Below are 21631 nucleotides of genomic sequence, written 5' to 3' on the forward strand. Positions count from 1 at the left end.
AGAGGCCTTCTCCTGTCAAAACAAAAGCTATTTTTTTCCTTTTTTCACTTTGAGCAAAACAACGATAAACAACAGCAATATGGCAGCTATCATTATTCCTCTTGTATAAGGCGCCGCAATGGTTTTAATATCTTCCCAGTTACTGCCCAGCGTGGTTCCAAGGTAGATAAACAAGATCGACCAAGGAATGATGGCAATCAACGTATACAGTGTAAATGTGGAGAAACGCATCTTCGCGATACCCGCTGGAATGGAGATGGCATGGCGAACAACAGGGATAAAACGGGCAAAAAAGATCATGCCAGTCCCGTATTTTTGAAACCAACTTTCTGATAGATCAATTTGTTTGTGGCTGATCAGGATATATTTACCGTACTTCTCCAAAAACGGCCGTCCTCCATAATACCCCATCCAATATAGAAATAGCTGGGCAATGGTTCCGCCAATCGTTCCGGCAATTACAGAGCCTGCAAAGGTCAAATGTCCTTGTGAGATCATATAGCCTGCGTAAGATAAAACAAGTTCACTGGGAATGACTTCTATCATAAGACCAAGAGCAATGCCTAAATGTCCAAGCCCTACAATCCATTCCAAAAGTGATAATATCATTTCTTTCAATTTATATACCTACTCTCTATTAAAGTTATGTCCCTGAACCTTGTACATCTTTTAGCCAGCCAGGTGACTCCGGCTAACCGCTAAGTCATTTGAAGTTTATCATAAAACCGATAAATGCCGCCAGAAGTCCTCCCGCATAACTGATTGCCATATAAGTAATTAAATACTTCCACTGCCTTTTTCTATAGAATTGAATGTTCTCCAGTTTTAAAGTAGAAAACGTAGTGAACGCCCCCATAAATCCTATGCCAAAAAACAGTCTGATAGAATCTCCCGCGTGCATTCCTGTAAGCATACCGAGTAGAAATGAACCGGTAATATTAACAAGCAAGGTAGCGATTGGAAAAGGGGAGTCTGTTATCCTTTTTATGAATTGTCCAATACCAAATCTGAAAATGGCTCCAAAGAACCCGCCCGCTGCTACAAGCATCACTTGCATCATATTCGCTGTTCCTCCTTGCCTCGTGTCAGTGATCCAAGAAGGAAACCTAGCCATGACATGACTAGCCCGCCTATTAAACTTAGGATGATATATAGGAAAGCTGTTGCTGTGCGTCCCGTCTGAAGCAACTGAATATTTTCCACAGTAAAAGTAGAAAATGTCGTAAACGACCCTATCAATCCTGTTCCGAGCACCGTCATAAAATAGGGGTGAACCCTGGGATTTCGGCCGATTCGAAACGTAAGATATCCGAGAGCAAATGAGCCTGCCATGTTGGTTAAGAAGGTAGCCAGCGGATAGCTCCCTTCCCAAACAAGTGCGATACCGAGCCCAAGGCCGTACCGTAGAAGGGATCCGGCTATTCCTGCCAGTCCCACAAGTACGTAAAGCAGCATATCCGTCATCCTTTCTATAAGAAAAGCGCAAGCGGCCTCGAGGACCTGGGCGCTGGAGCTAGACATTACTTCTATGCAACAAAACAGACTCCTGCCGCAATCGCGGCAGGAGCTGCTTTCATCTCCAACATCATATTATCATGTTTAATTCCATTAGCACAATTTGCGTTAAAATTTACAAATCGTCAAAACCATTGGCATCTGAGACTTTTGTATATTGTCTTGACTTCTGTTCAAAAAAATCACTCTTACCCTGATTGATATCTTCATACGCTTTGATCCATTTCATTGGATTCTCTCTAAACCCATCAAAAGGACGCTGTATTCCCAGCTCATTGACCCGCTTATTGGCCATGAATTTAATATAGGCTTCAAGTTCATCCATTCTCAACCCAGGAAAACGGTCCCCGATGATGTACCGTCCCCATTGTATTTCCAGTTCAGCCGCCTTTTTGAATGTCCCCTGAACAAACTGGACCGTCTCTTCAGAATTTAATTCCGGAACTTCATTCAGCAGTTCTTTGAAAATTTGGCAGAAGAGCCTGACGTGCAGCTGCTCATCCCGGTTGATATAATTGATCATCGTACTGGAGGCGACCATTTTCTGGTTTCGGGCAAGATTATAAAAGAAAGCAAAACCAGAATAGAAGTTTAATCCTTCAAGTACAATGTCATAGACGATCGATTCCATAAACGTTTTTGGTGATGGCTCTTCTGTAAATTTCAGATAGCCGTTTGCAATAAAATCGTTCCGTTCCCTCAAGACAGGATCATGTTTCCAGTATTCAAAAATCTCATCTTGTTTTTGCTTGTTCACCAGGCTCGATAACACATACGAATAGGACTGGTTATGCACTACCTCCTGAAAGGATAAAACCGTCATTAATGCCGACAGGCTGGAATCGGTCAAGTACGCCGCCACTCTTGAAGAGTAATCCGTCTGAATGCTGTCCAGAAAAGCCAACAGTCCAATGATCTTATTAAAGGTATCTTTTTCCTCGTTTGATAGATTCGGATATTGTTTCACGTCGCCGGACATATTGATCTCAAAGGGAGTCCAAAAATTCGCGAGCATATTTTTATAGAGGGGATATGCCCAGCTGTACCGAACGTCATCCCAATTTAAGACATTGGAGCTCTGTCCGTTAATTAGACCAGTAGAAGCATTCGGCGCTTCTACATCATATAGTTTCCGTTCTGTCAGTGTTTTCATTAATAAAATAACTCCCTTCTTAGCTGGAACAGCTTTCACAGTCTTCCAATTCTGCAATAGATGTAGACCTCGTATAATACGTTGTTTTGAGACCTGATTTCCATGCCGTCATGTGAAGATCGAGAAGTTCCTTCGCTTTAATCGTATTTTTGACATAAAAGTTAAACGAGATGGACTGGTCTACATGCTTCTGTCTGACGGCGTTTTGTCTGATGCTCCAATGCTGATCCAGCTCGTATGCCGATTTATAATACCAGCTTGTCTGAGGGGTAAGATCTGGAGCCGTCACCGGGATCCTAAAATCCTTCTTCTCCTCAGAGTACTCTTTTTTAAAAATAGGATCGACGGATGCTGTGGAGTTCGCAATTAAACTGGTCGTCGCATTCGGAGCAACCGCCATAAGCCATGCATTCCGCAGGCCAGTCTGATGAACCTGTTCTTTTAATATAGTCCACTCTTCAGACACATAGTTCCTGTCTTCAAAATAAACACCGGTTTCCCAGTCAGATCCTTTAAAGGCTGGATACGCGCCTTTTTCCTTCGCCAGTTCATGGCTGGCTCTGATGCTTAAATAGCTGATTTTTTCATAAAGACAGTCATTATAAGCTACGGCTTCTTCTGATTCCCAGCGTATTCCTTCCACTGCCAGCAAGTGATGCAGCCCAAATGTACCCAATCCGATCGCCCTGTACTTCTTATTGGTAAGCACCGCTTGTTTCACTTCTATTCGCTCCTGGTTCATATCAATGACATTATCTAGCATGCGGATTTGGATTGGGATCAATCTCTCAAGCACATCATCCTTTACTGCTTTTGCAAGCGAAATAGAGCTTAAGTTGCAAGTCACATAATCTCCAGGTTTCTTTGTGATCAAGATTTTACCGTCCTGTGTTACTTCCTCCTCGACTGTAGTCGCTGATCCGTTCTGGGCAATTTCCGTGCAAAGATTGCTGCAGTAGACCATTCCGGCATGCTTATTCGGGTTAGCCCGATTAACCGTGTCCCGGTAAAACATATACGGAACTCCCGTTTCCAGCTGGCTTTTCATGATTCTTTTAAAAATTTCAATGGCTGATACAACGTCATAGCCTCCTGAACCTTTTTCACCCAAAAGCCCTTGTTCGGCTGCGGCAACGCACTCATCATATTTATCGCGGAAACTGCCTTTGCCGGGTTCTTCATCAAAAAAATCATCCAGTTCATAGCCCATCACTTTTTTTACCGTATAAGGATCAAACAGATACCAGTCTTCTCTAGACTCTGCCTTTTCCATAAATAAATCCGGAACGCAGAGGCCCAAAAACAGGTCATGAACCCGCTGCCGTTCGTCACCATTATTCAGCTTGGCGTCAAGAAAGGAAAAAAGATCTTTGCCGAACACATTGTAGTAGATGGCGATAGCTCCCTTTCTCTGTCCAAGCTGATCGACACTGACCGCTGTCTGGTTCAACAGCTTCGCCCATGGAATAATGCCCGATGAATTGCCCTTGAATCCTCTTATTTCTGAACCAAGGCTTCTGATCTTGCCAAGGTAAACGGAGATCCCGCCTCCGCCTTTCGAGAGCGTTGCTGCATCTGTTGTAGAATCATAGATTCCTCGAAGGCTGTCATCCATCGTATCGATGAAGCAGCTTGACAGCTGGCCATAGCTTTTACCCGCATTGGCAAGTGTAGGAGTTGCCACGGTCATATACAGGTTCGACATTGCCCAGTACGCTTCTTTAATCAGCTCCATGCGGCGGTCTGAAGGTTCGTTGAACATCAAGGACATCGCGATGATCATAAAACGTTCCTGAGGCAATTCAAACACTTTGCCTTCATGCGATTTGGCAAGATAACGGTCAGCCAATGTACGAAGTCCTATATATGTAAAAAGTTCATCCCTTTGAGGGACAATCATCGCTTCAAGCTCATCTATTTCTTCTGGTGAATAGCTGCTTAACAGGTTCTTATCATAGATTCCTTTGTCTGTCAGTGTACGAATTAATCCATAGAAGTGGCCATATCCATGAACTCCTTGTCTCCCCCTGTTTTTTACTGCATCCGAGTAGATTTTTTTAAGATGAATTCTTCCTGCGACGAAGGTCCAATCCGGCTCATGCATTGAAATTCTTTCAAGTGCATGCAAAATAGCCATATTCATCGCTTCTGTTTGAGAACTGCTTTTATCAGCATAATAGCCTACCTGTTCTGTATACTCTTCCTTTTTATCAAGCTGGGGAAAGCCCAATAGAATTTCATCCAGCCAATTCATAACAAGATGATCTGTTCCGCCTGCTATAACCAAAGTCAAATCTCCTCCTCTAAAAATCCGCAAAATAAAAAGGCCCATCCAGTGGATGAGCCTAAAAAAACGACACGAGTTATAAGAATCAAAAATAGCAGTAAAGTGTGCCGTTTTTGCTTCTCAATCCCCGAAGAATCAAAATCGTGAAACAAAAAGGCAGGTCTACTGGCTAATGCTTCCTCCTACTCTGAGCCTTCCCATGTAAAAGCCACACGATCGTGCGCGTTTCTTACACAGTGGATTCTCATTTCGTCCACATGACAGTTGCGGGGACAGCTCCGGATTGTTTTACCGGATTCCCTATTAAGTCTTACTAGACACCTCTTGTTTCAAATACTATATTTAGTTTAATATATTTACTTTCACACTAAATATAGTATTTGTCAACACCTAGTTTTCATTTATTTTGTTATTCCATATTGTATTTGCGCAGTACTTAATGATGTCCCGGCGGCGGATAATCCCAATAAAATGCCCGTCGTCGTCAGTTACCGGAATAAAGTTCTGGTCAGTTGCCAACGTAATTAAATCTTCCATATTTGAATTGATTGATACTGAGATGTTGTTCACACGCTGTGGAACATCCTTCAGTTTTGTTTTCACCACATCGTAGAAGCCAAGGTCGAACGCTTCTTTCAATTTCCAAAGCAGATCCCCTTCTGTGAGCGTACCGACATACTGCCCTTCCTCTGAAACAAGGGGAACAGATGTATATTTGTGATAAGAAAGCTTCTCCAATGCCTGCCTGATGGTCGATTCAGGATTCAAATATTTAACCTCTTCTTTAGGCAATAGATAAAAAGCTATGTTCATGCTGTGATCTCCTTTAACCATAAAATGCAGCCGTTCTTTTCTACTATAACAAAAAATAAAATAGATGAGCAGTAATAAGCCATCACAAAAAAAAAGCCCTAAGAAGGACACATACGTTCTATTGTCTATTCCCTCACTGTGTTTTATTTAAACTTATTTTGCCAGGGTCCATCCCATAATTTTGCTGAAAAAGCCAGCTTTTATATTCTTCTTCCAATTCAGTCAATGGCCATGTGGAAAGCTCTGCTTCCACTTCTTTGCTTATCCCGTTTTTCTTTAGCATCTGAATAAGGAAATTCTTCCTCTCTTCAACGGCCTTCCGCAATAATCCGCCCATCATTTCCTCCCGTTAAAGCGTTTTCATAGTATAGTATACGTGGATCCAATTAAATAGTTTCAGCATCCATGGCTCTTTACTGAAATTTATTGGATAGAGTATACATTTATGACCACTAAACGGAAGATCTGACTTGTTTTTCTTCTTTATAAATCTTTATTGATTTCCCGAATGACATGAGAGACCTCGGGGAGAATCAGCTTTTTCATGGCTAAAGCTGCCGCTCCTGTAGATCCGGGCATTGCAAAAACCGCTGTGGAGCCAACAACTCCTGCCGCTGCTCTGCTCAGAATGGCTGCAGATCCAATATCCTCGGTATAACTTAACATCCTGAAAAGCTCGCCAAAACCTGTAATTTCCTTTGTAAACAATGGTTTTAGCGTTTCAATGGTAACATCCCTGGCAGCAATGCCAGTCCCGCCATTAATTAAAATAGCCTGGATATTACTTGCTTCACACCCAGCCAAGACAGCAGATTCAATTTCCTCTCGCTCATCTTTTACAATTACATAGTCTCCCACTGTATGGCCGTTCAGCGTTAACTCCTCTTTTATAAGGGTGCCGCTGCGATCGGTTTCTTCTGTTCTCGTATCACTCACAGTAATAATTTTGCAGCAGACAGAAGAAGGAGCCTGTCTTTTATGATCTTCTACACTCATTTGCTTCCCCTTTCCAAAAGGTTGTAATGGATGTATTATCCTTTATTCATGGCCAGAAGTCTATCCTTTTGCATGCCTCAAAAATAAATCGGAACAAATACGCTTTGCAAAACGTAATGTTTCCGTTATAATAAGATGAATTATTTTTGATGCATTTGGAAGGAGCACTCATATGAAAAGACACTATGCGGCCTTGACGTTTATGATCATAGGATCACTGATACTATCTGGCTGCGCGAATGGCACTAAACATAAATTAAATAGCCCTCATAAGCTTACCATAACTACAACACTTTATCCCCTGGAATACTTTACGAAAAGGATCGGCGGAAAGCATGTTTCTGTATCAAATGTAATCCCTCCAGGCACCGATGCTCATTCTTTTGAACCGTCTACGAAAGACATGATCAAAATTTCAGACAGTGATGCATTCATCTATAACGGTACAGGAATCGAAGGATTTGCTGATAAAGTAAATGAAACGGTAAAAAACGAAGGGGTTGAATCCATAAAAGCAGCCAAGGGCCTCACACTGGAAAAAGTGGAGCATCGTGATGAGGACCCTGACGAACATGGAGATAAAGATCCCCACATTTGGCTTGATCCGGTTTATTCAATCCAAATGGCCAAGAACATCGAACAGGCGTTAATTAAGCTGAACCCAAAAGCCAAAGCTGACTTCACAAAGAATTACCTGTCACTTAAGAAGGATCTTGAAAGGCTTGATACCTCGTTCAATCAAACGATCAAAAAAAGCCCGCATAAGGAGATTATTGTTTCTCATGCTGCCTATGGATACTGGGAACATCGGTACGGCCTGAAACAGATTCCAGTTTCTGGACTGTCAACTTCTCAGGAACCGTCACAAAGACAGCTGCAAGACCTGATCAAACACGTTAAAGCAAAACATATTCACTATGTTCTTCTTGAAAACAGTGCCAGCGATAAACTGGCCAGAGTTGTAGAGCGTGAAACAGGAACAAAAACGCTGAAATTAAGAAACTTAGAGACCCTTATTCCTAAGGATGCTGAGGCGAACGAAGATTATTTATCACTTATGCAAAAAAACGTTCAAGTCTTGAAACAGGCCTTAAGATAAGAAAGCAGGACCATGAATGGATGAATCATGGTCCTGCTTTTATGTGTTAATTATGATTTTCTTCGTTTAATGAACAGCACGGCTCCGATAATCACGATCAGCAGCACTACGATAAACACCGGGGCTGCTGCATTGTTTGACTTTGATTCCGCCTTTTCAGCCTTTTTCTGTTGTTCTTCTTTTTGGGTCTTTTCACCTTTTGCTCTTTCTTTTTTAGGTGCTTTTACCGCCTTCTCTTCTTTCGGCTTCTGAACAGCAAAGGAATAATCTTTTTGGATAATATGGCCATCAGCACCGATAATTTTGTAATTTACTTTATACTTCCCGTTTTCAAGCGGTGAGGGCGCCGTGCCTGTCATGATGTTATTCTTTACGTCCACTTTTACATCTAAGGGTTTTCCATCCTTAGTGACTTTCATCGTGCTTAAATTTTCAATTTTCGATTCAAAAGTTAACGTGATCTTGCTTAAGTTTTCTTTGATCACAGCACCTTCTGCCGGCTGTGAAGATTCAAGGCCGGTATGGGCGGATGCAATTGACGCAGAACAAAGAAAAAAAACAGCGGTAAGAATCAATATGTACTTCTTCATGTTACATCTCCTTTACTTTCCTCATTGCTATATATACTTTACTGGAAAACGTAAAAAAAGACCACCCAGACACAAACATCAGGGGGTCTTTTCTGTTTACTGTTATTCATGCCGGATCAGGGCTTAGCAAAATGCACAAGCACAGCCTATGATAATTAACAAAATGAACAGCACCACAATAAGAGCGAAACCACTTCCACCGCATCCAAATGACATTTTGTTACCTCCTCTTTCGAGATATTTAACGATCTACACCCATAACATATGAAGGAGACAGGCTTTGTGAAACGGTACAAGAGTCTATTTTTTTAAGAACTTTCATTTTTTTATTACCGGCTTTGAATTGAAATGGTGAATGCAATCGGAGCCCATTTTCCAAGCATATCCGCATTTGTCCCATACAAAACAAGCAAAGCGCCATATAGTGTTAGGGAGATGTTGGAGTTTATGACAAAGGAGGTAACACATATGGGATTCGCAGCAGGCGGAAGTGGTTTCGCTTTGATCGTGGTACTATTCGTGCTTTTGATTATCATCGGATGTGCTTGTGCATTCTGCTAATGCACTGAACAAGGAAAAGATGCAGATCTTTTCCTTGTCATTATGAACTACGATTAACGCAAATTGTTTTCCAGTAACCAAAACCCATAATTAAAGCACTGAGCGCCGCTCAGTGCTTCTTTTTATTGCTTCGCTTGTGCTTCCGTCTCGGTCTTCTTCTTCAACGCCCAATACGTCTCCAGAGCCCGCTGTCCGATGTGCTTGTTGACCGCTTGCGTTCCGCTGTACGGTGACGCATCTGGTACAATAATCGCAAAAGCTATTTCCGGATTATCATAAGGGGCATAGCCGACCAATGTCAGGTTATCTTTGTTCGCAATAAAGTTTCCGTTGTGATCATATTTCTTAACCTGGGCAGTACCTGTTTTCCCTGCCGGATTATGATATTTCGGATTGTTAAAATACTGTGCGGCTGTTCCGCCCGGAGAGTGGTACACCTCCCAGAAGCCTTGCTGCACCCGATTGATATAGCTTTTATCCATATCAATTTCATTAAGAATATTCAGTTCAAACCGCTCCACAAGCTTGCCTTCATGCTGTACTTCCGTCTGCGGTTCACGGATTTCCTTCACAAGCCTCGGCTGAACGCGATATCCCCCGTTTGCGATCGTTGAAACATATTGCACCATCTGAATTGGAGTATAGGTGTCAAACTGTCCAATGGCCATGTCGAGCATATTACCAAGCTCTTGATAACCTCCGAAATAGCCTGTGGATTCATTCGGAAAATCGATGCCAGTTTTTACCCCTAATCCGAACTGGCTGAAATAATAGCGCATGACATCATAGCCAAGGTAACGGTTATCTCCATAAAAGCTTTTATTGCTATAGCTGTATTTTCCAAGTCTCATAGCAATATTAAACATATAAACGTTTGATGATTTCTTTAATGCGGTTAAATCATTGATGCTCCCCATGTTCGCATGAGATTTCTTTGTTGTCTTGCCGATTTTGATCGGCGCATCGTATATATATTCCCCCATGTGGATGGCACCCTTATGCAGACCGGTGAGAACGGTCGCTCCCTTGACAGCAGATCCCATCTCGTAAGCGTCGAATAGAGCTCCGTACGAGTCATTCACAAACTTTCCGCTGCTGTCCATCTTTTTGCCGGCGATTGTATAGATTTCCCCTGTCTTCGGGTTCATCATGACGATATATGCAGACTTCATCATTTCATTTCCCCGGTCAGCACGGCCTTTTCTGATTTCTTCTTCAAGTACTTTTTCCATCTTATGCTGAAGTTCCATATCGATCGTCAAAACGATGTCTTTTCCTCGTTTGCCGGGAATTACTTTCGGTTCTCCGAGCGTTTTCCCTGTTTTCGGATTCGTCAGATAGATGCTTTTTTCTTTCGTACCGCGAAGTGTTTCCTGATACTGTGCTTCAAGCCCGCTGATTCCAACCTGATCGGTACGGTCGTAGTTCATCGCTGCCAGATAGTCCTGCTGTTCTTTCGGCATCTGTTTCACACGGCCGAAAATGGTCTTAAGCGAATCGCCGAACGGATACGTCCGGTCTGCATCCGGCATGATATCAATGCCTGGAAGCTGATCCAGGTTTTCAGAAATGATGGAAATTTCACGATCAGTTAAATTTTTCTTTACTGGTGAAGCCGAATAAGCATAGCCGGCATCCATTTCTCGTTTGATGGCGAGAATCTGAAGATCTTTTTTTGTCAGTGTATCAAGTTCCTTTTTTGTGATCCGGCTGACCAGCAGCTTGTATTCTTTTTCATTGTTAAGTTTTTTTGTTTCAGCCGGGGTAAGGCGTTCTTTCATAAGATTAGCCACTCCTGTTTTTACGATAAAAAAGTCTTTTTTATCACGCTCAGGAATTTTCTTCTTCTCCACTTGAATATGCTGAGACAGCCATTTGGCAACCTTATATGTATCTTCTGCTTTTGTACTGCTTGTTTTCGTATACGTCAGCGTAAAATAAGGTTGATTGTCCACCACAACCCGCTGATTACGGTCAAGGATCTTTCCGCGCGGAGCTTCTTTCTTAGCTTCTTCTTTTTTTATGGCTTCAGATTCCTGTCTTTTTTCTTCCCCATTGACGATTTGAAGAACACCGAGACGCAGTATGAGGACGGAGAAAAGCAGAAAGACGGCAACAAATAGTATATTTAAGCGAAAAGGAAGGTGGTTCTTTTTCTTTTTGGTTTTCTTTTGAGTTTCCATAACCCTTTCCCTCCAGTAGATTATTACAATTATATTACAAAACCTTCCCTACTAGATTACTAAAGTTTGAAAGAGATTCCAAGTTTTTCATTAGAATTTTTTTCAAAAAAAACTCTGCTAGTCCATTTTGTTGTTTTGGTGGGGTGTGATTGAAGCCTTCTGAAAATCAGAAGGGGCTGTCCAAGAAGTCTGTAAGCTGTTGATTTCCGTTCCAGGCTGCTCGCTTTTACCGGCGTGAACGCCTACTTTTTGGTGCAGGCACCGGCGGGAGTCTCACCTGTCACGCTAGTCCGCAGGACAACGAGGGCTCCGGCAGCTTTTTATCGCACGAAGAAAATGTGAAGTTCATTTTCGAGGAGTCTCGCATCTTCCACTTCAATTAACTTTTCATTGAAGATTTTTCAAGCCAAAAAGGGGCTGCCTCAAGGTCAATTTTCGACTTTCTGGACAGCCCCATCTGCTTTTCGGGCGCTTCATTTGTTACACAAATCAGCCGGCTCTTATCATCGCCAGCGATCCACCCCAAAGTCTATTCAACTATTATTTATTGCAAATGAACAGGGGCCTTTCATGGGAAGAGGATCTGGTTTCCCGAAGAGATATCCTTGAACAAGATCAACACCGATCTCCTCGCAGTATTCTGCTACCTCCTTTCGTTCAATCCCTTCTGCATTCACCTTGATTCCGTAGTCACGCGCTGTTTCCATAATCTGAAGCAGCTGCTTTTGCTGTTCACTCATGATTTCCTCTGACTCAACGATTGATCACAACGGCTGATACTAATCCCAGCCTTTCAAAAAAACGTATTTTTAGATAAATCGAAATTTTTTTCATATTGTAAATCAAAGAAGGAATTGCTCTATAATTTCCACCAATTAAATTACTAGATAATTTACCTTATTGCTTCCATTCACATTATTTGCTATATTAAAAATCCTGTGCCAAAAAACCATAAAAAGGAGGATTGAGATGGTATACTGGCTTCTTTTTAAGAAAAGTTTTTCACGCAATATGCAATACCGCCTGTCCCACCTTATTAATAATGCCGCTTCAGCAATCTTCGGCTTTGTTTACATCGCCATATGGACAGGAGTACTGGCTGGAAAAGAACAAAAAAGTCCATACAGTATCATGGACATGACCTATTATATGGGGGCGAGCCAATGCATTCTGTGGATGACCGTATTTTTAACAGCGGGTCTCGGGATTCAGGCAGGCGTAAGAAACGGTGCAATCTCGTTTGAACTTGCAAGACCCACGAACTATTTTTTCTACATAACGAGCCAGGAGGCTGGAAGGATAGGGTATAACGCCCTCTTTAGAAGTCTTCCGATCGGCTTGATTTTCACCTTTTCCGTCGGATTTTACACCCCAGAACACTTTCCGGTCTACGTATATACCTTCCTTTCTGTCATCTTAGCTGTCGGTATTTCATTAAATATATTTTATTTGATTGGAATATCATCCTGCTGGACAACTGAAATTTCATGGGCTCACTTTATTAACCTGACCCTGATGTTCTCCCTTGGGGGCCAGATGGTGCCATTGACTTTTTTGCCTGGACCATTGTCACAATTTGCTGGATGGCTGCCATTTGCAGGTGTGGTTTATTATCCCGTGATGATCTATCTTGAAAAAGCCAACAGCTCTGTTCTCCTTATTCAGGGTGGCTGGCTGCTCTTCCTGCTGCTGCTGAATCAGTGGATCACATTCCTTGCCCGGCAAAAGATTGAAATTCAAGGAGGCTGAGTATGAAATTATACATAAAACTCATCAGCGCCAGTATCCGTTCAAGAATGCAGTACAAAATGAATTTCATCTTCTCTATGGTCTCCTATGGCGTGATCATGATGATTGACTTTGTCCTTCTAGCCGCAATTTTGAACCGTTTTGATCAGATTAAAGGTTGGAATATTTATGAGGTGGGTGTTCTCTACGCGATTTCATCGATTTCACTTTCTTTGTACAGAACGATGGCTCCTGAAATCCACGAATTTGAGAAATATATGATAGAAGGGGAATTTGACAGTCTCTTGATTCGGCCAGTCTCTCCTCTCGTTCTGCTCCTTTCAAAAAATCTCGACCTCAGCCGGATTGGAGGTGTTCTGCAGGGTCTGCTTATTCTTTGCCTCTCCCTGTACGGACTTTCCAAGGAGCAGCAACTCGTATTTCTTATCGCTTATCTTCCCGTCATCCTTGTCTGCGGATGGCTCATTTCATTTTCTCTCGCTCTGTTTACGGCGACAATTGCGTTCTGGACACAGCGGATAAAAGATTTTCAGACGTTTACTCTCTATGCACCTTTTAATGCCGCAAACTACCCGATGAACATTTATCCCGGCTGGTTAAAGATCATCTTTTTCACGGTGATACCGGTGGCATTTATGAACTATGTACCTATGCTTTATCTTTTACATAAAGGAGGTAACCTGTACTTTCTGCTGCTTCCAGCTGCCGTGGCTGGCTTATTCTTTTGTGCCTCTTTGAAATTTTGGCATTACGGCATCAAATTTTATCATAGCACTGGAACCTGAGGAGGAATTGAACGATGATTGAAGCACATCAATTAAGAAAGAGCTTTAAAATATACAAATCAAAAAAAGGCATGCTCGGTTCCATGCTTTCGCTGTTTTCCGGGGAATACGAGGAAAAGAACGCCGTAGATTCTATCTCTTTTAAAATAGACGAAGGTGAATTTGTAGGATATATTGGCCCAAACGGTGCAGGTAAATCAACAACGATCAAGATGCTTTCCGGAATTCTCCATCCATCGTCAGGAGAGGCAAAAGTTCTTGGGATCAATCCGCAAAAGAACCGAAAAATGCTTGCTCAAAATATTGGCATTGTTTTTGGCCAGCGGACACAGCTTTGGTGGGATCTTCCTGTTATAGACTCGTTTGATATTTTGAAACACATGTACAAAATAGAAGACCGCCATTATCAAAGATTCTTGAAACACTATGATGATATCCTTGATATCAGCCATTTTCTTCAGACTCCAGTCAGAAAATTATCCCTCGGTCAGAGGATGCGTGCAGACCTTGCGGCGGCAATGATTCACAACCCGCCTGTCTTGTTCTTAGATGAGCCAACCATCGGCCTTGATGTTGTAGCTAAGCATAAAATCCGGGAGTTCCTGCAGGAAATGAATAAATCGGAAAATAAAACCGTCGTCCTTACCACACACGACATGGACGACATTGAACAGTTATGCAGCAGGGTCATTGTCATTAACCAGGGAAGGATGGTATTGGATGGATCTTTGGAGGAACTGCGTAATCATATTGGTCTTCCCAGTATTCTTACCGTCACGTATGAACAACCACCTGAACTGCAAGTGGTTTATGGTATTGAGAGGACAGAAAGTAACGGCCGTGAATGTACCGTCTTGTATGATCGCTCTAAAATTTCTTCACCTGCTCTATTGCAGGAGATCTCAAAGTGGGGCACTCCACTCGACATACAGATGAAAGAACCGGATATAGAAGAAGTGATTCAGAACATTTACTAATGCAAACACAAAAGACGGATGTGAGACTGCTTGTCTCTCATCCGTCTATCCGTTTTTGTGCCTTAATGTGTCTTTTCCAAAAGAAGCCATTCTTCCAGCTGTTCATAGACGTTCATCGCATCTTCAATTCCCCGTTCATATAGGGCGTGAAGCTTTACAGGATTGCGTTCTGCTCTTCCTACATCCAGCTTCTGCTTTGGCCTGATGACAAATACTTCATTTTTCTTCTCAAGTTCTTCAATATAATCCAATGTTTCATTGTAATGTTTATAACGGTTCAGCAAAACATCAGACATCCCCGGCTGTGATTGGTATACCCTTCTCGCCAGCCATTCCATTTTTGTTTTACGTTTTCTGTAGCCTTCATTCTGTGTTAAAACAATGACGTTCCTTTTGTTTCCGTCTGCTTTTGCCTTTTTGACTGGAATAGGGTCAGCCACTCCGCCATCCAGCAGTTTTTTTCCATGGTACTCGATGACAGGTGCCATAAACGGTAAAGATGCGGAAGCTCGAAGAACGGTAAGAATATGCTCTTGATGATCCGCCTTTTCAAAATAAACCGGCAGTCCTGTCTCACTGTCAGTCGTTCCGATCACGAAACGTTCTGTCGCATGTTCAAACGTTTCAAAATCAAAAGGGACATGTTTCTTAGGAATTTCATCAAAAATCAAGTCCATCCCGAAAAGCCCTTTGCGTTTCAACAATAGATTTTTATAAGAAATGTACTCTGGATGTCGTACAAAATCGATATTAACAACCCGGTTTCTCCCTCTTTGCCTTGAAAGATAGGAGGTGGCATTGCAGGCCCCGGCAGAAACGCCAATGACATAAGGAAAATACAATTCCTTGTCCATAAAATAATCAAGCACTCCTGCTGTATAAACGCCCCTCATTCCCCCGCCTTCCAGGACAAGACCCGTTCCTTTCATGCTGTGATACCTCTTTTCTCTATAATAGTTCACTATATGTAATATTTTATCAAAAGGCCAATAAAATGCTCTGCACTTTGGCTATCTTTGATTAAAATAATTTTCCAGCCCATTTACGATTCCGCTTACCGCATTCTCCTGAAAGTCTTGTGTTTCTGCCTGCAGCTCGTCTTGCCGGTTCGATAGAAATCCTAATTCAATTAGGGCTGCGGGACGCTGGTTCTCCCTTATTACATAATAATCTCCGAATTTCGCCCCTCTGTCCTTCAGGTTTGTTCCACCGTTTAATATTTCCGCCTGAATGGATTGAGCAAGTTCTTGATCTCCTGATTTATTATAAAAGGTAGATAACCCGCTCACATCCGGGCGAAGAGATGAATTATAATGAATACTGATAAAAGCATCCGCAAACACAGACTCGCTTTGGAACACTCTGTTCGCCAATGAAAAATAATCATTATTCATCCTGGTCATCATAACAATGGCTCCAGCCGCTCGCAGTTTTTCTGCTGCAAGCAAACCTGTCCGAAGCGTCAGTTCTGATTCCAGAGTAGAATGGAACGCCCCTTTTGCCCCCCTGTCAACACCGCCGTGACCCGGGTCAATTACAATCCGCTTACCATTAAGGCTGCCACTCCGGTAAGCTTCTTGTGTGCTAAATGAACGATTCGCTACGACATTCCATATTCCTGCTTCGTCATGCTTCTCTCTATTTCCATTTCCTCTCTTTTTTAAATAAACAGCGGACACCCATCCTGTTTTACCGTGAAATTCAATATGCGCCCACCCATTTCTTTCGGAAAGAACTGACAGTATTTCCCCTCCTCTTACGGACCCAATCACTGGAGCAGAGATGGAATCAATTTTCCTGACGTTCAAATGATCAGCAGCGACAAATGCTTCTGCATCTGTGCTCGCTTGAAGTACCGGTGGACTCAGTATTTGGCTGATGCACATCAGCATGACAATACCGATCTGTACTTTTTTCACAGTTTTTTCAGCCCCATTCATATTTTAAAATGATATGGAGAATAATTCTACAGCCTATTAAGGAAACCTTCTCTCTGCCAGAATGACACAAAGGTTCCTACAGGCTGCCCAATTTCCTTTTTTTATGACAAGAAAGCGGACAAGCTCTAAAAAGCTCTGTCCGCCTCACATTCTATATTAGGCCTGCATGTTTTAAACCGTGCCAAATCCCATCTTCACCAACTGGTTTCGTAACATAATGGGCTGCTTTTTTCGCTTCAGGCCTTCCGTTGCCCATCGCAATCCCCATACCTGATGATTGAAGCATTTCGATATCATTTAAGGCATCACCGAAAGAAAACGTATCTTCTCGTTTTATCGTTGTGCGTTTCAGAAGTTCTTCAATCCCTTTTGCTTTAGAACCTCCAAACGGCATTACATCGATCGCGTGGTGATGCCAGCGGATAAAATCAAAGGTTCCTTTATAATCATTTCTATACGGCTGCTCAAACTCTTCATCACAAAAAAGAAGCGCCTGATAAACATCATTGCTATGATAGTAAGTCTCATCGAACGAAGGATATTCAGTTAGTAAATGTTTCGTACTTTCATATACCACATCAGCGTATTCATTATTGGTTGTTGCTTTTGCGTGATCCAGGAAAACAAGAGGATGTTCCGATTGGACAGCAAGCTTTTCAAGTTCCTTCAGCCTTTCTACATCCAGTGTTGCTTTGTAGATGACTTCTCCCTTGAAAACAACATACGACCCATTAAAGCTGATAAACGAGTCCATTTCGAGTTCCTTCAATAAGTGTCCAAACATAAAAGGCGCCCTTCCAGTTGCTATTCCGGTATGAACACCGTTCTTTCGAAGCTGATGGAGGGCTTCCTTTGTGGAATCCGGAATTCTCCCTGTACTTTCATCGATCAGTGTTCCATCAATATCAAAAAATACCATCTTTTCTCTCATATCTATCACTCCTTATCCTCTTTCTATGATGAATTTCCGCCGTTAATCTGTCAACTAAGTACAACAAAGACGCTTCACCGTAAAATAGAAGAACTCTCCAAAATGGAGAGTTCTTTCGAATTAAGAATTTGAATTGGCCGTCGTTTGAATATTTTTCCGTTTTCGATTGATCACAATGCTTTGAACCGTCATGAAGATGTTACCGACAATCCAGTACATGGGCAGTACCGCAGAAAGCCTCCAGGCAGAAAAAACGATGATCATCGGCATAATGTAGCCCATCATCTGGATCTGGGGATTCACTTGCTCAAGCTGTCTATTGATTATCTTATATTGAATAAACGTTGTAATAGCCGCAATAATCGGCAGAATGTGTGTTGGATCGGGTGTACCCAGGTTAAACCATAAGAAATTATGTGCCGCGATTTCTTTCGTCCGTATAATCGCATAATAGAATGCCAGCAAAATCGGCATCTGGATCAGCAAGGGCATACATCCCATAGACACCGGGTTAACACCATGCTTTTGGTAAAGGGCCATAACTTCCTGCTGCATTTTTGTTTGAGTTTCTCTGTCTTTGCTTTTATATTTTTCTCGAATCCGCTTCATTTCCGGCTGAAGCTCTTTCATTTTTTGCTGATTTTTTGTCTGGGAAAGTGTAAAAGGCAATAAAATACAGCGAATAATGATCGTCAAAAAGATGATAGCCAGTCCATAATTTCCGTTAAAGAAGGTGGCCACAAACTGAATCACTTCTGAGAAGGGATAAACAAAATAATGGCTCCATACCCCGTGGCTCTGTGCGTTAACAGGTGCTCTGCTGCAGCCTGCAAGTACCCATATTCCTAATATCATCGTAAAAAATTGTAATCCGCGTGTAAGTCCTGATCGTTGTTTCTTTCTGTTCATTCCATTTCCTCCTTGTTGGTTTTGCGTCTGAGTGATTCAACAAGAAGGAGTGGCTGTCATTATCATCTGGTGCTTCTTTCCGGTATTTCCTGTGTGTTATATGATTCCTTATAAAACAGAAGTTTTGGACCAGACTTGGATTCAATCGTATCTTAAGTGTTCTGTTCTGATCGGAAATCTTCAGCTGGCTGCTTTTCTTTATCGTTTCTGGGCACTGCATTATGATATGTCTGCTGATACCAAGCAGAGCCAGTGTTAATCCCAATGAAATCAGCATAACGTCCATTTCACATAGCAGTTCAAATATCGGCTCGATCGGACTCACCCCCTTTTGTTAACAGTATACCCTCTTATGGCCTAAAATGATAGTGAACATCAAGTGACGGTAGAAAGTCTAAACACAAATAAACGCCGTGTGGGAGGTCATCACGGCGTCTAATCAAATATAGGGGGATAAGATACTATACGAAAATACGAATGAAACGTGACTCCAAAAAAATTTTCTTTTTCATGCATATTTTCAAAGTGGTAATACAAACTACTAGTACAAGGAGGTGATACATATGGCACGTAACAACTCTTCAAACGAACTAGTAGTAGCTGGTGCTCAACAAGCTCTTGACCAAATGAAGTATGAAATCGCTTCTGAATTTGGTGTGCAACTTGGACCCGACACTTCTTCACGCGCTAACGGATCTGTTGGTGGTGAAATCACTAAGCGTCTTGTACAAATGGCTGAACAACAACTTGGTGGCGGATTCCGTCGTTAATCTTAACTCTCCCAAAAGCGAAAAGGGTGGGACAATCGTCCACTCTTTTTTGCATGGCAAGAAAAGGGCAAGCTAAGGTCCGACCAGCGCTGGTGCCAAGCATTGCATCCAAAAAACCAGCCTGCAATCTGCAGACTGGTCTATTATCATCAGCTATGAAAGTTTAAAAATAATAAGCCAGGGTTCTCGTATCCCTGGCTGGAAAAAGGTAACTTTATTATAACATGACGAAACCAGATTTATAAAGAAAAGACTTTCACAAAACAGGTTTTAATATTCCCATGGCTTTTGCGTGCCGAATTCTTCAGCAAGTTTTTTACTGCTTTCCCTTCTTTTTCTCCGGTTGACAGCCCGTTCCTCTGCACCTTGATGAAGCCACTTTTCCTCTTCAGACTCTGGAATAGCTTTTGGCACTGGCGTTGGTTTACCATCTTCACCCAGTGCGACAAACGTCAAAAAGGAAACTGCACAAACCTTTCTCTCGCCTGTAAATAAATTCTCAGACGTGATTTTTACAAAAACCTCCATCGACGTTTTGTGCGTCCACGTCACAAAAGATTCCAGGCAGACTGAATTTCCTACTCTGATTGGATGCAAAAAATCGACCGAATCGGTTGAGGCGGTTACCACATTGCAGCGTGCATGGCGGATCGCTGATATCGCAGCCACATCGTCAATATATGCCATCAGTTTGCCCCCAAACAAAGTTCCATGATTATTCGTATCCGGCGGAAGAACCACACTTGATTTTACTGTTCTGGATTCTCGAACAAATTTCTCATTTAATTTCATGCTTTTATATCACACTCCTATGTACCATTATATAAAAAAAACCTCTGCAATAGGGCAAAGGTTTTGTAAGAGGTGCTATTTCTTCACAACAGCATGTCCGCCGAACTCGTTTCGAAGAGCCGCCACCACTTTTCCGTGGAAAGTGTCATCCTCGAGCGACCTGAACCTCATAAACTGAGACAGAGCAATAACTGGGGCTGTAGCCTGATAGTCAAGCGCCGCCTCAATCGTCCAAATGCCTTCTCCTGAAGAATTCATCACACCCCGTATATCTTCAAGTTTCGGCTGTTTGGAAAATGCGTTCTCCATTAGTTCCATCAACCAAGAACGAATGACTGATCCATTATTCCAGACCTTTGCGACTGCTTCATAATCATAGTCAAAATCACTTTTATCCAGAATTTCAAACCCCTCCGCGATCGCCTGCATCATTCCGTATTCAATTCCATTATGCACCATTTTTAAGAAATGACCGCTTCCTGCTTTTCCTGTTTTCATAAAACCGTTTTCTATTGAAATTTTTTCATACAGCGGAGCAACATAATCCACGGCTTCTTCATCCCCGCCGACCATGACACAAACACCATGGCGTGCTCCTTCAGTACCTCCGCTCGTTCCGCAGTCCACTAAATGAATTCCTTTTTCTTTTAATTCTTCGTAACGTCTAAGTGTATCCTTGTACTTTGAATTCCCTGCGTCAATGATGATGTCGCCTTGGTCCAGATATGGTACCAGTTCACTGATCACACTGTCTACAGCAGGGCCTGCAGGTACCAATAAAATAATCGCCCGGCGTCCGGTAAAACCCTTTGCTAAATCTTCAAGTGTCTCCACCCCGAGTGCACCTTTTGAAGAGATTTGATCTACCGTTTCTTTATTGGTATCATAAGCAATCACCTTAAAATCATGATCAATCATATTCTGTGCAATATTAAAACCCATTTTCCCCAGACCCACTAATCCGATTTCCATATGAATCACATCCTCTTCATTCTTTGACAATGCCTACCTCATTATTTATTCCACAATTAATACTCCTTTAACCAGAAATCAGCGAATGAATCTTCTGAGGTTGGCAACGCTAAAAAATGGGAGGTGATCATGTGACGAAGAAAAGCAGTGGTAAGGGCCAGGCTGCCAGCAGTGTAACACCTCAAGGAAAAGGTGATACTGAATTCGCAGCAGATCCGCAAACCAAGCTTGAAAATGCAGCAAAGAAAAGCAATACGAAAAGATAGAACATTGATCCTGACAAAATGCACAGTGTGATGCTTAACGCTCGTGCATTTTGTCATGTGTGCCCTTATACTTTCCTTATAAAAAGAAATGAGGGGTTTTTTATGAAGAACAGAATCATAGAAAACAGAAGTTCGGCAAAAACCTTCCTGCAAACAACAGGATCCCTGCTCTTTATTGCAGGCATTCTGGGTTATTCCGGCAAGCTTTCTATGCCCGCCTATCTGTCTTACAGCGCTGCTGGTATTGGAATTTTGTTAACAATTGCCAGCGCTTTCAAAAAGTAATCCTCAATTTTATGTAAAATGTCTTGATAGTTGAACGATATATAAACTAGAACAACTA

At 42.2% G+C, this 21631-nt stretch carries 27 protein-coding genes and 1 riboswitch; of the genes, 9 read left to right on the forward strand and 18 right to left on the reverse strand.

Annotated elements, in window-relative coordinates; genetic code table 11:
- Nucleotides 1-27: 27 nt before the first annotated feature.
- From OKX00_RS15115 to OKX00_RS15150, 8 genes are all read right to left on the reverse strand, one after another.
- Nucleotides 28-618, reverse strand: a complete 591-nt coding sequence (locus tag OKX00_RS15115) for an undecaprenyl phosphate transporter UptA (RefSeq protein WP_053354865.1) — start codon at nucleotides 616-618, stop codon at nucleotides 28-30.
- 85 nt (nucleotides 619-703) lie between these two features.
- A complete protein-coding gene (crcB, locus tag OKX00_RS15120) occupies nucleotides 704-1060 on the reverse strand; it encodes a fluoride efflux transporter CrcB (protein WP_265407883.1) in 357 nt (118 codons plus the stop codon).
- Nucleotides 1057-1455, reverse strand: a complete 399-nt coding sequence (gene crcB / locus OKX00_RS15125; RefSeq protein ID WP_265407884.1) for a fluoride efflux transporter CrcB — start codon at nucleotides 1453-1455, stop codon at nucleotides 1057-1059. The genes crcB (OKX00_RS15120) and crcB (OKX00_RS15125) overlap by 4 nt, the downstream gene beginning before the upstream one ends.
- Before the next feature lie 175 nt (nucleotides 1456-1630).
- Nucleotides 1631-2668: a ribonucleotide-diphosphate reductase subunit beta gene (locus OKX00_RS15130; RefSeq protein WP_265407885.1), complete on the reverse strand. Its 1038-nt coding sequence runs from the start codon at nucleotides 2666-2668 to the stop codon at nucleotides 1631-1633.
- Between the two features lie 19 nt (nucleotides 2669-2687).
- Nucleotides 2688-4922 carry a ribonucleoside-diphosphate reductase subunit alpha gene (locus tag OKX00_RS15135; protein WP_265410558.1) on the reverse strand — a complete coding sequence of 745 codons (2235 nt, stop codon included), beginning with the start codon at nucleotides 4920-4922 and terminating at the stop codon, nucleotides 2688-2690.
- A 170-nt stretch (nucleotides 4923-5092) separates the two neighbouring features.
- Nucleotides 5093-5295: riboswitch (cobalamin riboswitch) on the reverse strand.
- Between the two features lie 50 nt (nucleotides 5296-5345).
- Nucleotides 5346-5768 carry a CBS domain-containing protein gene (locus OKX00_RS15140; RefSeq protein WP_053354868.1) on the reverse strand — a complete coding sequence of 141 codons (423 nt, stop codon included), beginning with the start codon at nucleotides 5766-5768 and terminating at the stop codon, nucleotides 5346-5348.
- 133 nt (nucleotides 5769-5901) lie between these two features.
- Nucleotides 5902-6105, reverse strand: a complete 204-nt coding sequence (locus OKX00_RS15145; protein ID WP_265407886.1) for a Fur-regulated basic protein FbpA — start codon at nucleotides 6103-6105, stop codon at nucleotides 5902-5904.
- Between the two features lie 146 nt (nucleotides 6106-6251).
- Nucleotides 6252-6764: a MogA/MoaB family molybdenum cofactor biosynthesis protein gene (locus tag OKX00_RS15150; protein WP_265407887.1), complete on the reverse strand. Its 513-nt coding sequence runs from the start codon at nucleotides 6762-6764 to the stop codon at nucleotides 6252-6254.
- A 172-nt stretch (nucleotides 6765-6936) separates the two neighbouring features.
- Between OKX00_RS15150 and OKX00_RS15155 the strand changes: the two genes are divergently transcribed.
- Nucleotides 6937-7863 (forward strand): metal ABC transporter solute-binding protein, Zn/Mn family, encoded by a 927-nt coding sequence (locus tag OKX00_RS15155; protein WP_265407888.1) that lies wholly within the window; start codon nucleotides 6937-6939, stop codon nucleotides 7861-7863.
- Between the two features lie 50 nt (nucleotides 7864-7913).
- On the opposite strand, the gene OKX00_RS15160 is transcribed toward OKX00_RS15155, so the two are convergent.
- Nucleotides 7914-8453 (reverse strand): copper resistance CopC family protein, encoded by a 540-nt coding sequence (locus OKX00_RS15160; RefSeq protein ID WP_265407889.1) that lies wholly within the window; start codon nucleotides 8451-8453, stop codon nucleotides 7914-7916.
- Nucleotides 8454-8576: 123 nt separating this feature from the next.
- Nucleotides 8577-8669 (reverse strand): YjcZ family sporulation protein, encoded by a 93-nt coding sequence (locus tag OKX00_RS15165; RefSeq protein WP_091006374.1) that lies wholly within the window; start codon nucleotides 8667-8669, stop codon nucleotides 8577-8579.
- A 231-nt stretch (nucleotides 8670-8900) separates the two neighbouring features.
- Here OKX00_RS15165 and OKX00_RS15170 point away from each other — a divergent pair, with 231 nt between their 5' ends.
- Entirely contained in the window at nucleotides 8901-9014 is a 114-nt protein-coding gene (locus OKX00_RS15170; RefSeq protein ID WP_234293139.1) for a YjcZ family sporulation protein, read from the forward strand.
- A gap of 122 nt (nucleotides 9015-9136) precedes the next feature.
- On the opposite strand, the gene OKX00_RS15175 is transcribed toward OKX00_RS15170, so the two are convergent.
- Together OKX00_RS15175 and OKX00_RS15180 are read right to left on the reverse strand one after the other, a co-directional pair.
- On the reverse strand, nucleotides 9137-11197 hold the full coding sequence (locus OKX00_RS15175; RefSeq protein ID WP_265407890.1) for a peptidoglycan D,D-transpeptidase FtsI family protein: 2061 nt from the start codon (nucleotides 11195-11197) through the stop codon (nucleotides 9137-9139).
- A gap of 533 nt (nucleotides 11198-11730) precedes the next feature.
- Nucleotides 11731-11937, reverse strand: a complete 207-nt coding sequence (locus tag OKX00_RS15180; RefSeq protein WP_265407891.1) for an EAL domain-containing protein — start codon at nucleotides 11935-11937, stop codon at nucleotides 11731-11733.
- Nucleotides 11938-12166: 229 nt separating this feature from the next.
- Between OKX00_RS15180 and OKX00_RS15185 the strand changes: the two genes are divergently transcribed.
- From OKX00_RS15185 to OKX00_RS15195, 3 genes are read left to right on the forward strand one after another with little or no spacing between them, the layout of a single operon-like run.
- Complete coding sequence (locus OKX00_RS15185; RefSeq protein WP_265407892.1) at nucleotides 12167-12946, forward strand: ABC transporter permease; 780 nt, start codon at nucleotides 12167-12169, stop codon at nucleotides 12944-12946.
- Between the two features lie 2 nt (nucleotides 12947-12948).
- Complete coding sequence (locus OKX00_RS15190) at nucleotides 12949-13731, forward strand: ABC transporter permease (RefSeq protein WP_062231190.1); 783 nt, start codon at nucleotides 12949-12951, stop codon at nucleotides 13729-13731.
- Between the two features lie 14 nt (nucleotides 13732-13745).
- Nucleotides 13746-14708, forward strand: coding sequence for an ABC transporter ATP-binding protein (locus OKX00_RS15195; RefSeq protein ID WP_265407893.1), 963 nt, complete (start codon nucleotides 13746-13748; stop codon nucleotides 14706-14708).
- Nucleotides 14709-14770: 62 nt separating this feature from the next.
- On the opposite strand, the gene OKX00_RS15200 is transcribed toward OKX00_RS15195, so the two are convergent.
- The 4 genes from OKX00_RS15200 to yidC form a co-directional block, all read right to left on the reverse strand.
- Nucleotides 14771-15637 carry a patatin-like phospholipase family protein gene (locus OKX00_RS15200; protein WP_265407894.1) on the reverse strand — a complete coding sequence of 289 codons (867 nt, stop codon included), beginning with the start codon at nucleotides 15635-15637 and terminating at the stop codon, nucleotides 14771-14773.
- Between the two features lie 81 nt (nucleotides 15638-15718).
- Entirely contained in the window at nucleotides 15719-16627 is a 909-nt protein-coding gene (locus OKX00_RS15205; protein WP_265407895.1) for an N-acetylmuramoyl-L-alanine amidase family protein, read from the reverse strand.
- A 172-nt stretch (nucleotides 16628-16799) separates the two neighbouring features.
- Nucleotides 16800-17579 carry a Cof-type HAD-IIB family hydrolase gene (locus tag OKX00_RS15210; protein ID WP_265407896.1) on the reverse strand — a complete coding sequence of 260 codons (780 nt, stop codon included), beginning with the start codon at nucleotides 17577-17579 and terminating at the stop codon, nucleotides 16800-16802.
- A gap of 120 nt (nucleotides 17580-17699) precedes the next feature.
- On the reverse strand, nucleotides 17700-18488 hold the full coding sequence (yidC, locus tag OKX00_RS15215; protein WP_082315963.1) for a membrane protein insertase YidC: 789 nt from the start codon (nucleotides 18486-18488) through the stop codon (nucleotides 17700-17702).
- A 31-nt stretch (nucleotides 18489-18519) separates the two neighbouring features.
- Here yidC and OKX00_RS15220 point away from each other — a divergent pair, with 31 nt between their 5' ends.
- Together OKX00_RS15220 and OKX00_RS15225 are read left to right on the forward strand one after the other, a co-directional pair.
- Nucleotides 18520-18747, forward strand: a complete 228-nt coding sequence (locus OKX00_RS15220) for a hypothetical protein (RefSeq protein WP_139223393.1) — start codon at nucleotides 18520-18522, stop codon at nucleotides 18745-18747.
- 304 nt (nucleotides 18748-19051) lie between these two features.
- Nucleotides 19052-19258, forward strand: coding sequence for an alpha/beta-type small acid-soluble spore protein (locus OKX00_RS15225; RefSeq protein WP_053354882.1), 207 nt, complete (start codon nucleotides 19052-19054; stop codon nucleotides 19256-19258).
- 270 nt (nucleotides 19259-19528) lie between these two features.
- Here OKX00_RS15225 and OKX00_RS15230 read toward each other — a convergent pair whose 3' ends face one another.
- Nucleotides 19529-20050, reverse strand: coding sequence for an acyl-CoA thioesterase (locus OKX00_RS15230; RefSeq protein ID WP_053354883.1), 522 nt, complete (start codon nucleotides 20048-20050; stop codon nucleotides 19529-19531).
- A 75-nt stretch (nucleotides 20051-20125) separates the two neighbouring features.
- The gene (gene gnd, locus OKX00_RS15235; RefSeq protein ID WP_265410559.1) at nucleotides 20126-21022 is read right to left on the reverse strand and encodes a phosphogluconate dehydrogenase (NAD(+)-dependent, decarboxylating); all 897 of its coding nucleotides are present in this window, start codon (nucleotides 21020-21022) and stop codon (nucleotides 20126-20128) included.
- A 131-nt stretch (nucleotides 21023-21153) separates the two neighbouring features.
- Between gnd and sspL the strand changes: the two genes are divergently transcribed.
- Both sspL and OKX00_RS15245 read left to right on the forward strand, forming a co-directional pair.
- Complete coding sequence (gene sspL, locus OKX00_RS15240; protein WP_369795751.1) at nucleotides 21154-21288, forward strand: small, acid-soluble spore protein L; 135 nt, start codon at nucleotides 21154-21156, stop codon at nucleotides 21286-21288.
- Nucleotides 21289-21390: 102 nt separating this feature from the next.
- Complete coding sequence (locus OKX00_RS15245; RefSeq protein ID WP_248252246.1) at nucleotides 21391-21573, forward strand: hypothetical protein; 183 nt, start codon at nucleotides 21391-21393, stop codon at nucleotides 21571-21573.
- Nucleotides 21574-21631: the final 58 nt, after the last annotated feature.

Origin of the sequence: Fictibacillus sp. KU28468, assembly GCF_026153615.1 — a bacterium.
GTDB classification, from domain to species: domain Bacteria; phylum Bacillota; class Bacilli; order Bacillales; family Fictibacillaceae; genus Fictibacillus_C; species Fictibacillus_C marinisediminis.

What these genes read in the sequence shown, in the direction of transcription:
- OKX00_RS15190 (WP_062231190.1), top strand. Translation starts at nt 12,949, where the DNA reads ATGAAATTATACATAAAACTCATCAGCGCCAGTATCCGTTCAAGAATG.
- OKX00_RS15230 (WP_053354883.1), bottom strand. Translation starts at nt 20,050, where the DNA reads ATGAAATTAAATGAGAAATTTGTTCGAGAATCCAGAACAGTAAAATCA.
- OKX00_RS15155 (WP_265407888.1), top strand. Translation starts at nt 6,937, where the DNA reads ATGAAAAGACACTATGCGGCCTTGACGTTTATGATCATAGGATCACTG.
- gnd (WP_265410559.1), bottom strand. Translation starts at nt 21,022, where the DNA reads ATGGAAATCGGATTAGTGGGTCTGGGGAAAATGGGTTTTAATATTGCA.
- OKX00_RS15210 (WP_265407896.1), bottom strand. Translation starts at nt 17,579, where the DNA reads ATGAGAGAAAAGATGGTATTTTTTGATATTGATGGAACACTGATCGAT.
- OKX00_RS15170 (WP_234293139.1), top strand. Translation starts at nt 8,901, where the DNA reads ATGACAAAGGAGGTAACACATATGGGATTCGCAGCAGGCGGAAGTGGT.
- OKX00_RS15185 (WP_265407892.1), top strand. Translation starts at nt 12,167, where the DNA reads ATGGTATACTGGCTTCTTTTTAAGAAAAGTTTTTCACGCAATATGCAA.
- OKX00_RS15225 (WP_053354882.1), top strand. Translation starts at nt 19,052, where the DNA reads ATGGCACGTAACAACTCTTCAAACGAACTAGTAGTAGCTGGTGCTCAA.
- crcB (WP_265407884.1), bottom strand. Translation starts at nt 1,455, where the DNA reads ATGCTGCTTTACGTACTTGTGGGACTGGCAGGAATAGCCGGATCCCTT.
- OKX00_RS15130 (WP_265407885.1), bottom strand. Translation starts at nt 2,668, where the DNA reads ATGAAAACACTGACAGAACGGAAACTATATGATGTAGAAGCGCCGAAT.
- OKX00_RS15200 (WP_265407894.1), bottom strand. Translation starts at nt 15,637, where the DNA reads ATGAAAGGAACGGGTCTTGTCCTGGAAGGCGGGGGAATGAGGGGCGTT.
- crcB (WP_265407883.1), bottom strand. Translation starts at nt 1,060, where the DNA reads ATGATGCAAGTGATGCTTGTAGCAGCGGGCGGGTTCTTTGGAGCCATT.
- OKX00_RS15145 (WP_265407886.1), bottom strand. Translation starts at nt 6,105, where the DNA reads ATGGGCGGATTATTGCGGAAGGCCGTTGAAGAGAGGAAGAATTTCCTT.
- OKX00_RS15160 (WP_265407889.1), bottom strand. Translation starts at nt 8,453, where the DNA reads ATGAAGAAGTACATATTGATTCTTACCGCTGTTTTTTTTCTTTGTTCT.
- OKX00_RS15135 (WP_265410558.1), bottom strand. Translation starts at nt 4,922, where the DNA reads ATGAATTGGCTGGATGAAATTCTATTGGGCTTTCCCCAGCTTGATAAA.
- OKX00_RS15165 (WP_091006374.1), bottom strand. Translation starts at nt 8,669, where the DNA reads ATGTCATTTGGATGCGGTGGAAGTGGTTTCGCTCTTATTGTGGTGCTG.
- OKX00_RS15140 (WP_053354868.1), bottom strand. Translation starts at nt 5,768, where the DNA reads ATGAACATAGCTTTTTATCTATTGCCTAAAGAAGAGGTTAAATATTTG.
- OKX00_RS15175 (WP_265407890.1), bottom strand. Translation starts at nt 11,197, where the DNA reads ATGGAAACTCAAAAGAAAACCAAAAAGAAAAAGAACCACCTTCCTTTT.
- OKX00_RS15245 (WP_248252246.1), top strand. Translation starts at nt 21,391, where the DNA reads ATGAAGAACAGAATCATAGAAAACAGAAGTTCGGCAAAAACCTTCCTG.
- yidC (WP_082315963.1), bottom strand. Translation starts at nt 18,488, where the DNA reads ATGAACAGAAAGAAACAACGATCAGGACTTACACGCGGATTACAATTT.
- OKX00_RS15195 (WP_265407893.1), top strand. Translation starts at nt 13,746, where the DNA reads ATGATTGAAGCACATCAATTAAGAAAGAGCTTTAAAATATACAAATCA.
- OKX00_RS15150 (WP_265407887.1), bottom strand. Translation starts at nt 6,764, where the DNA reads ATGAGTGTAGAAGATCATAAAAGACAGGCTCCTTCTTCTGTCTGCTGC.
- OKX00_RS15180 (WP_265407891.1), bottom strand. Translation starts at nt 11,937, where the DNA reads ATGAGTGAACAGCAAAAGCAGCTGCTTCAGATTATGGAAACAGCGCGT.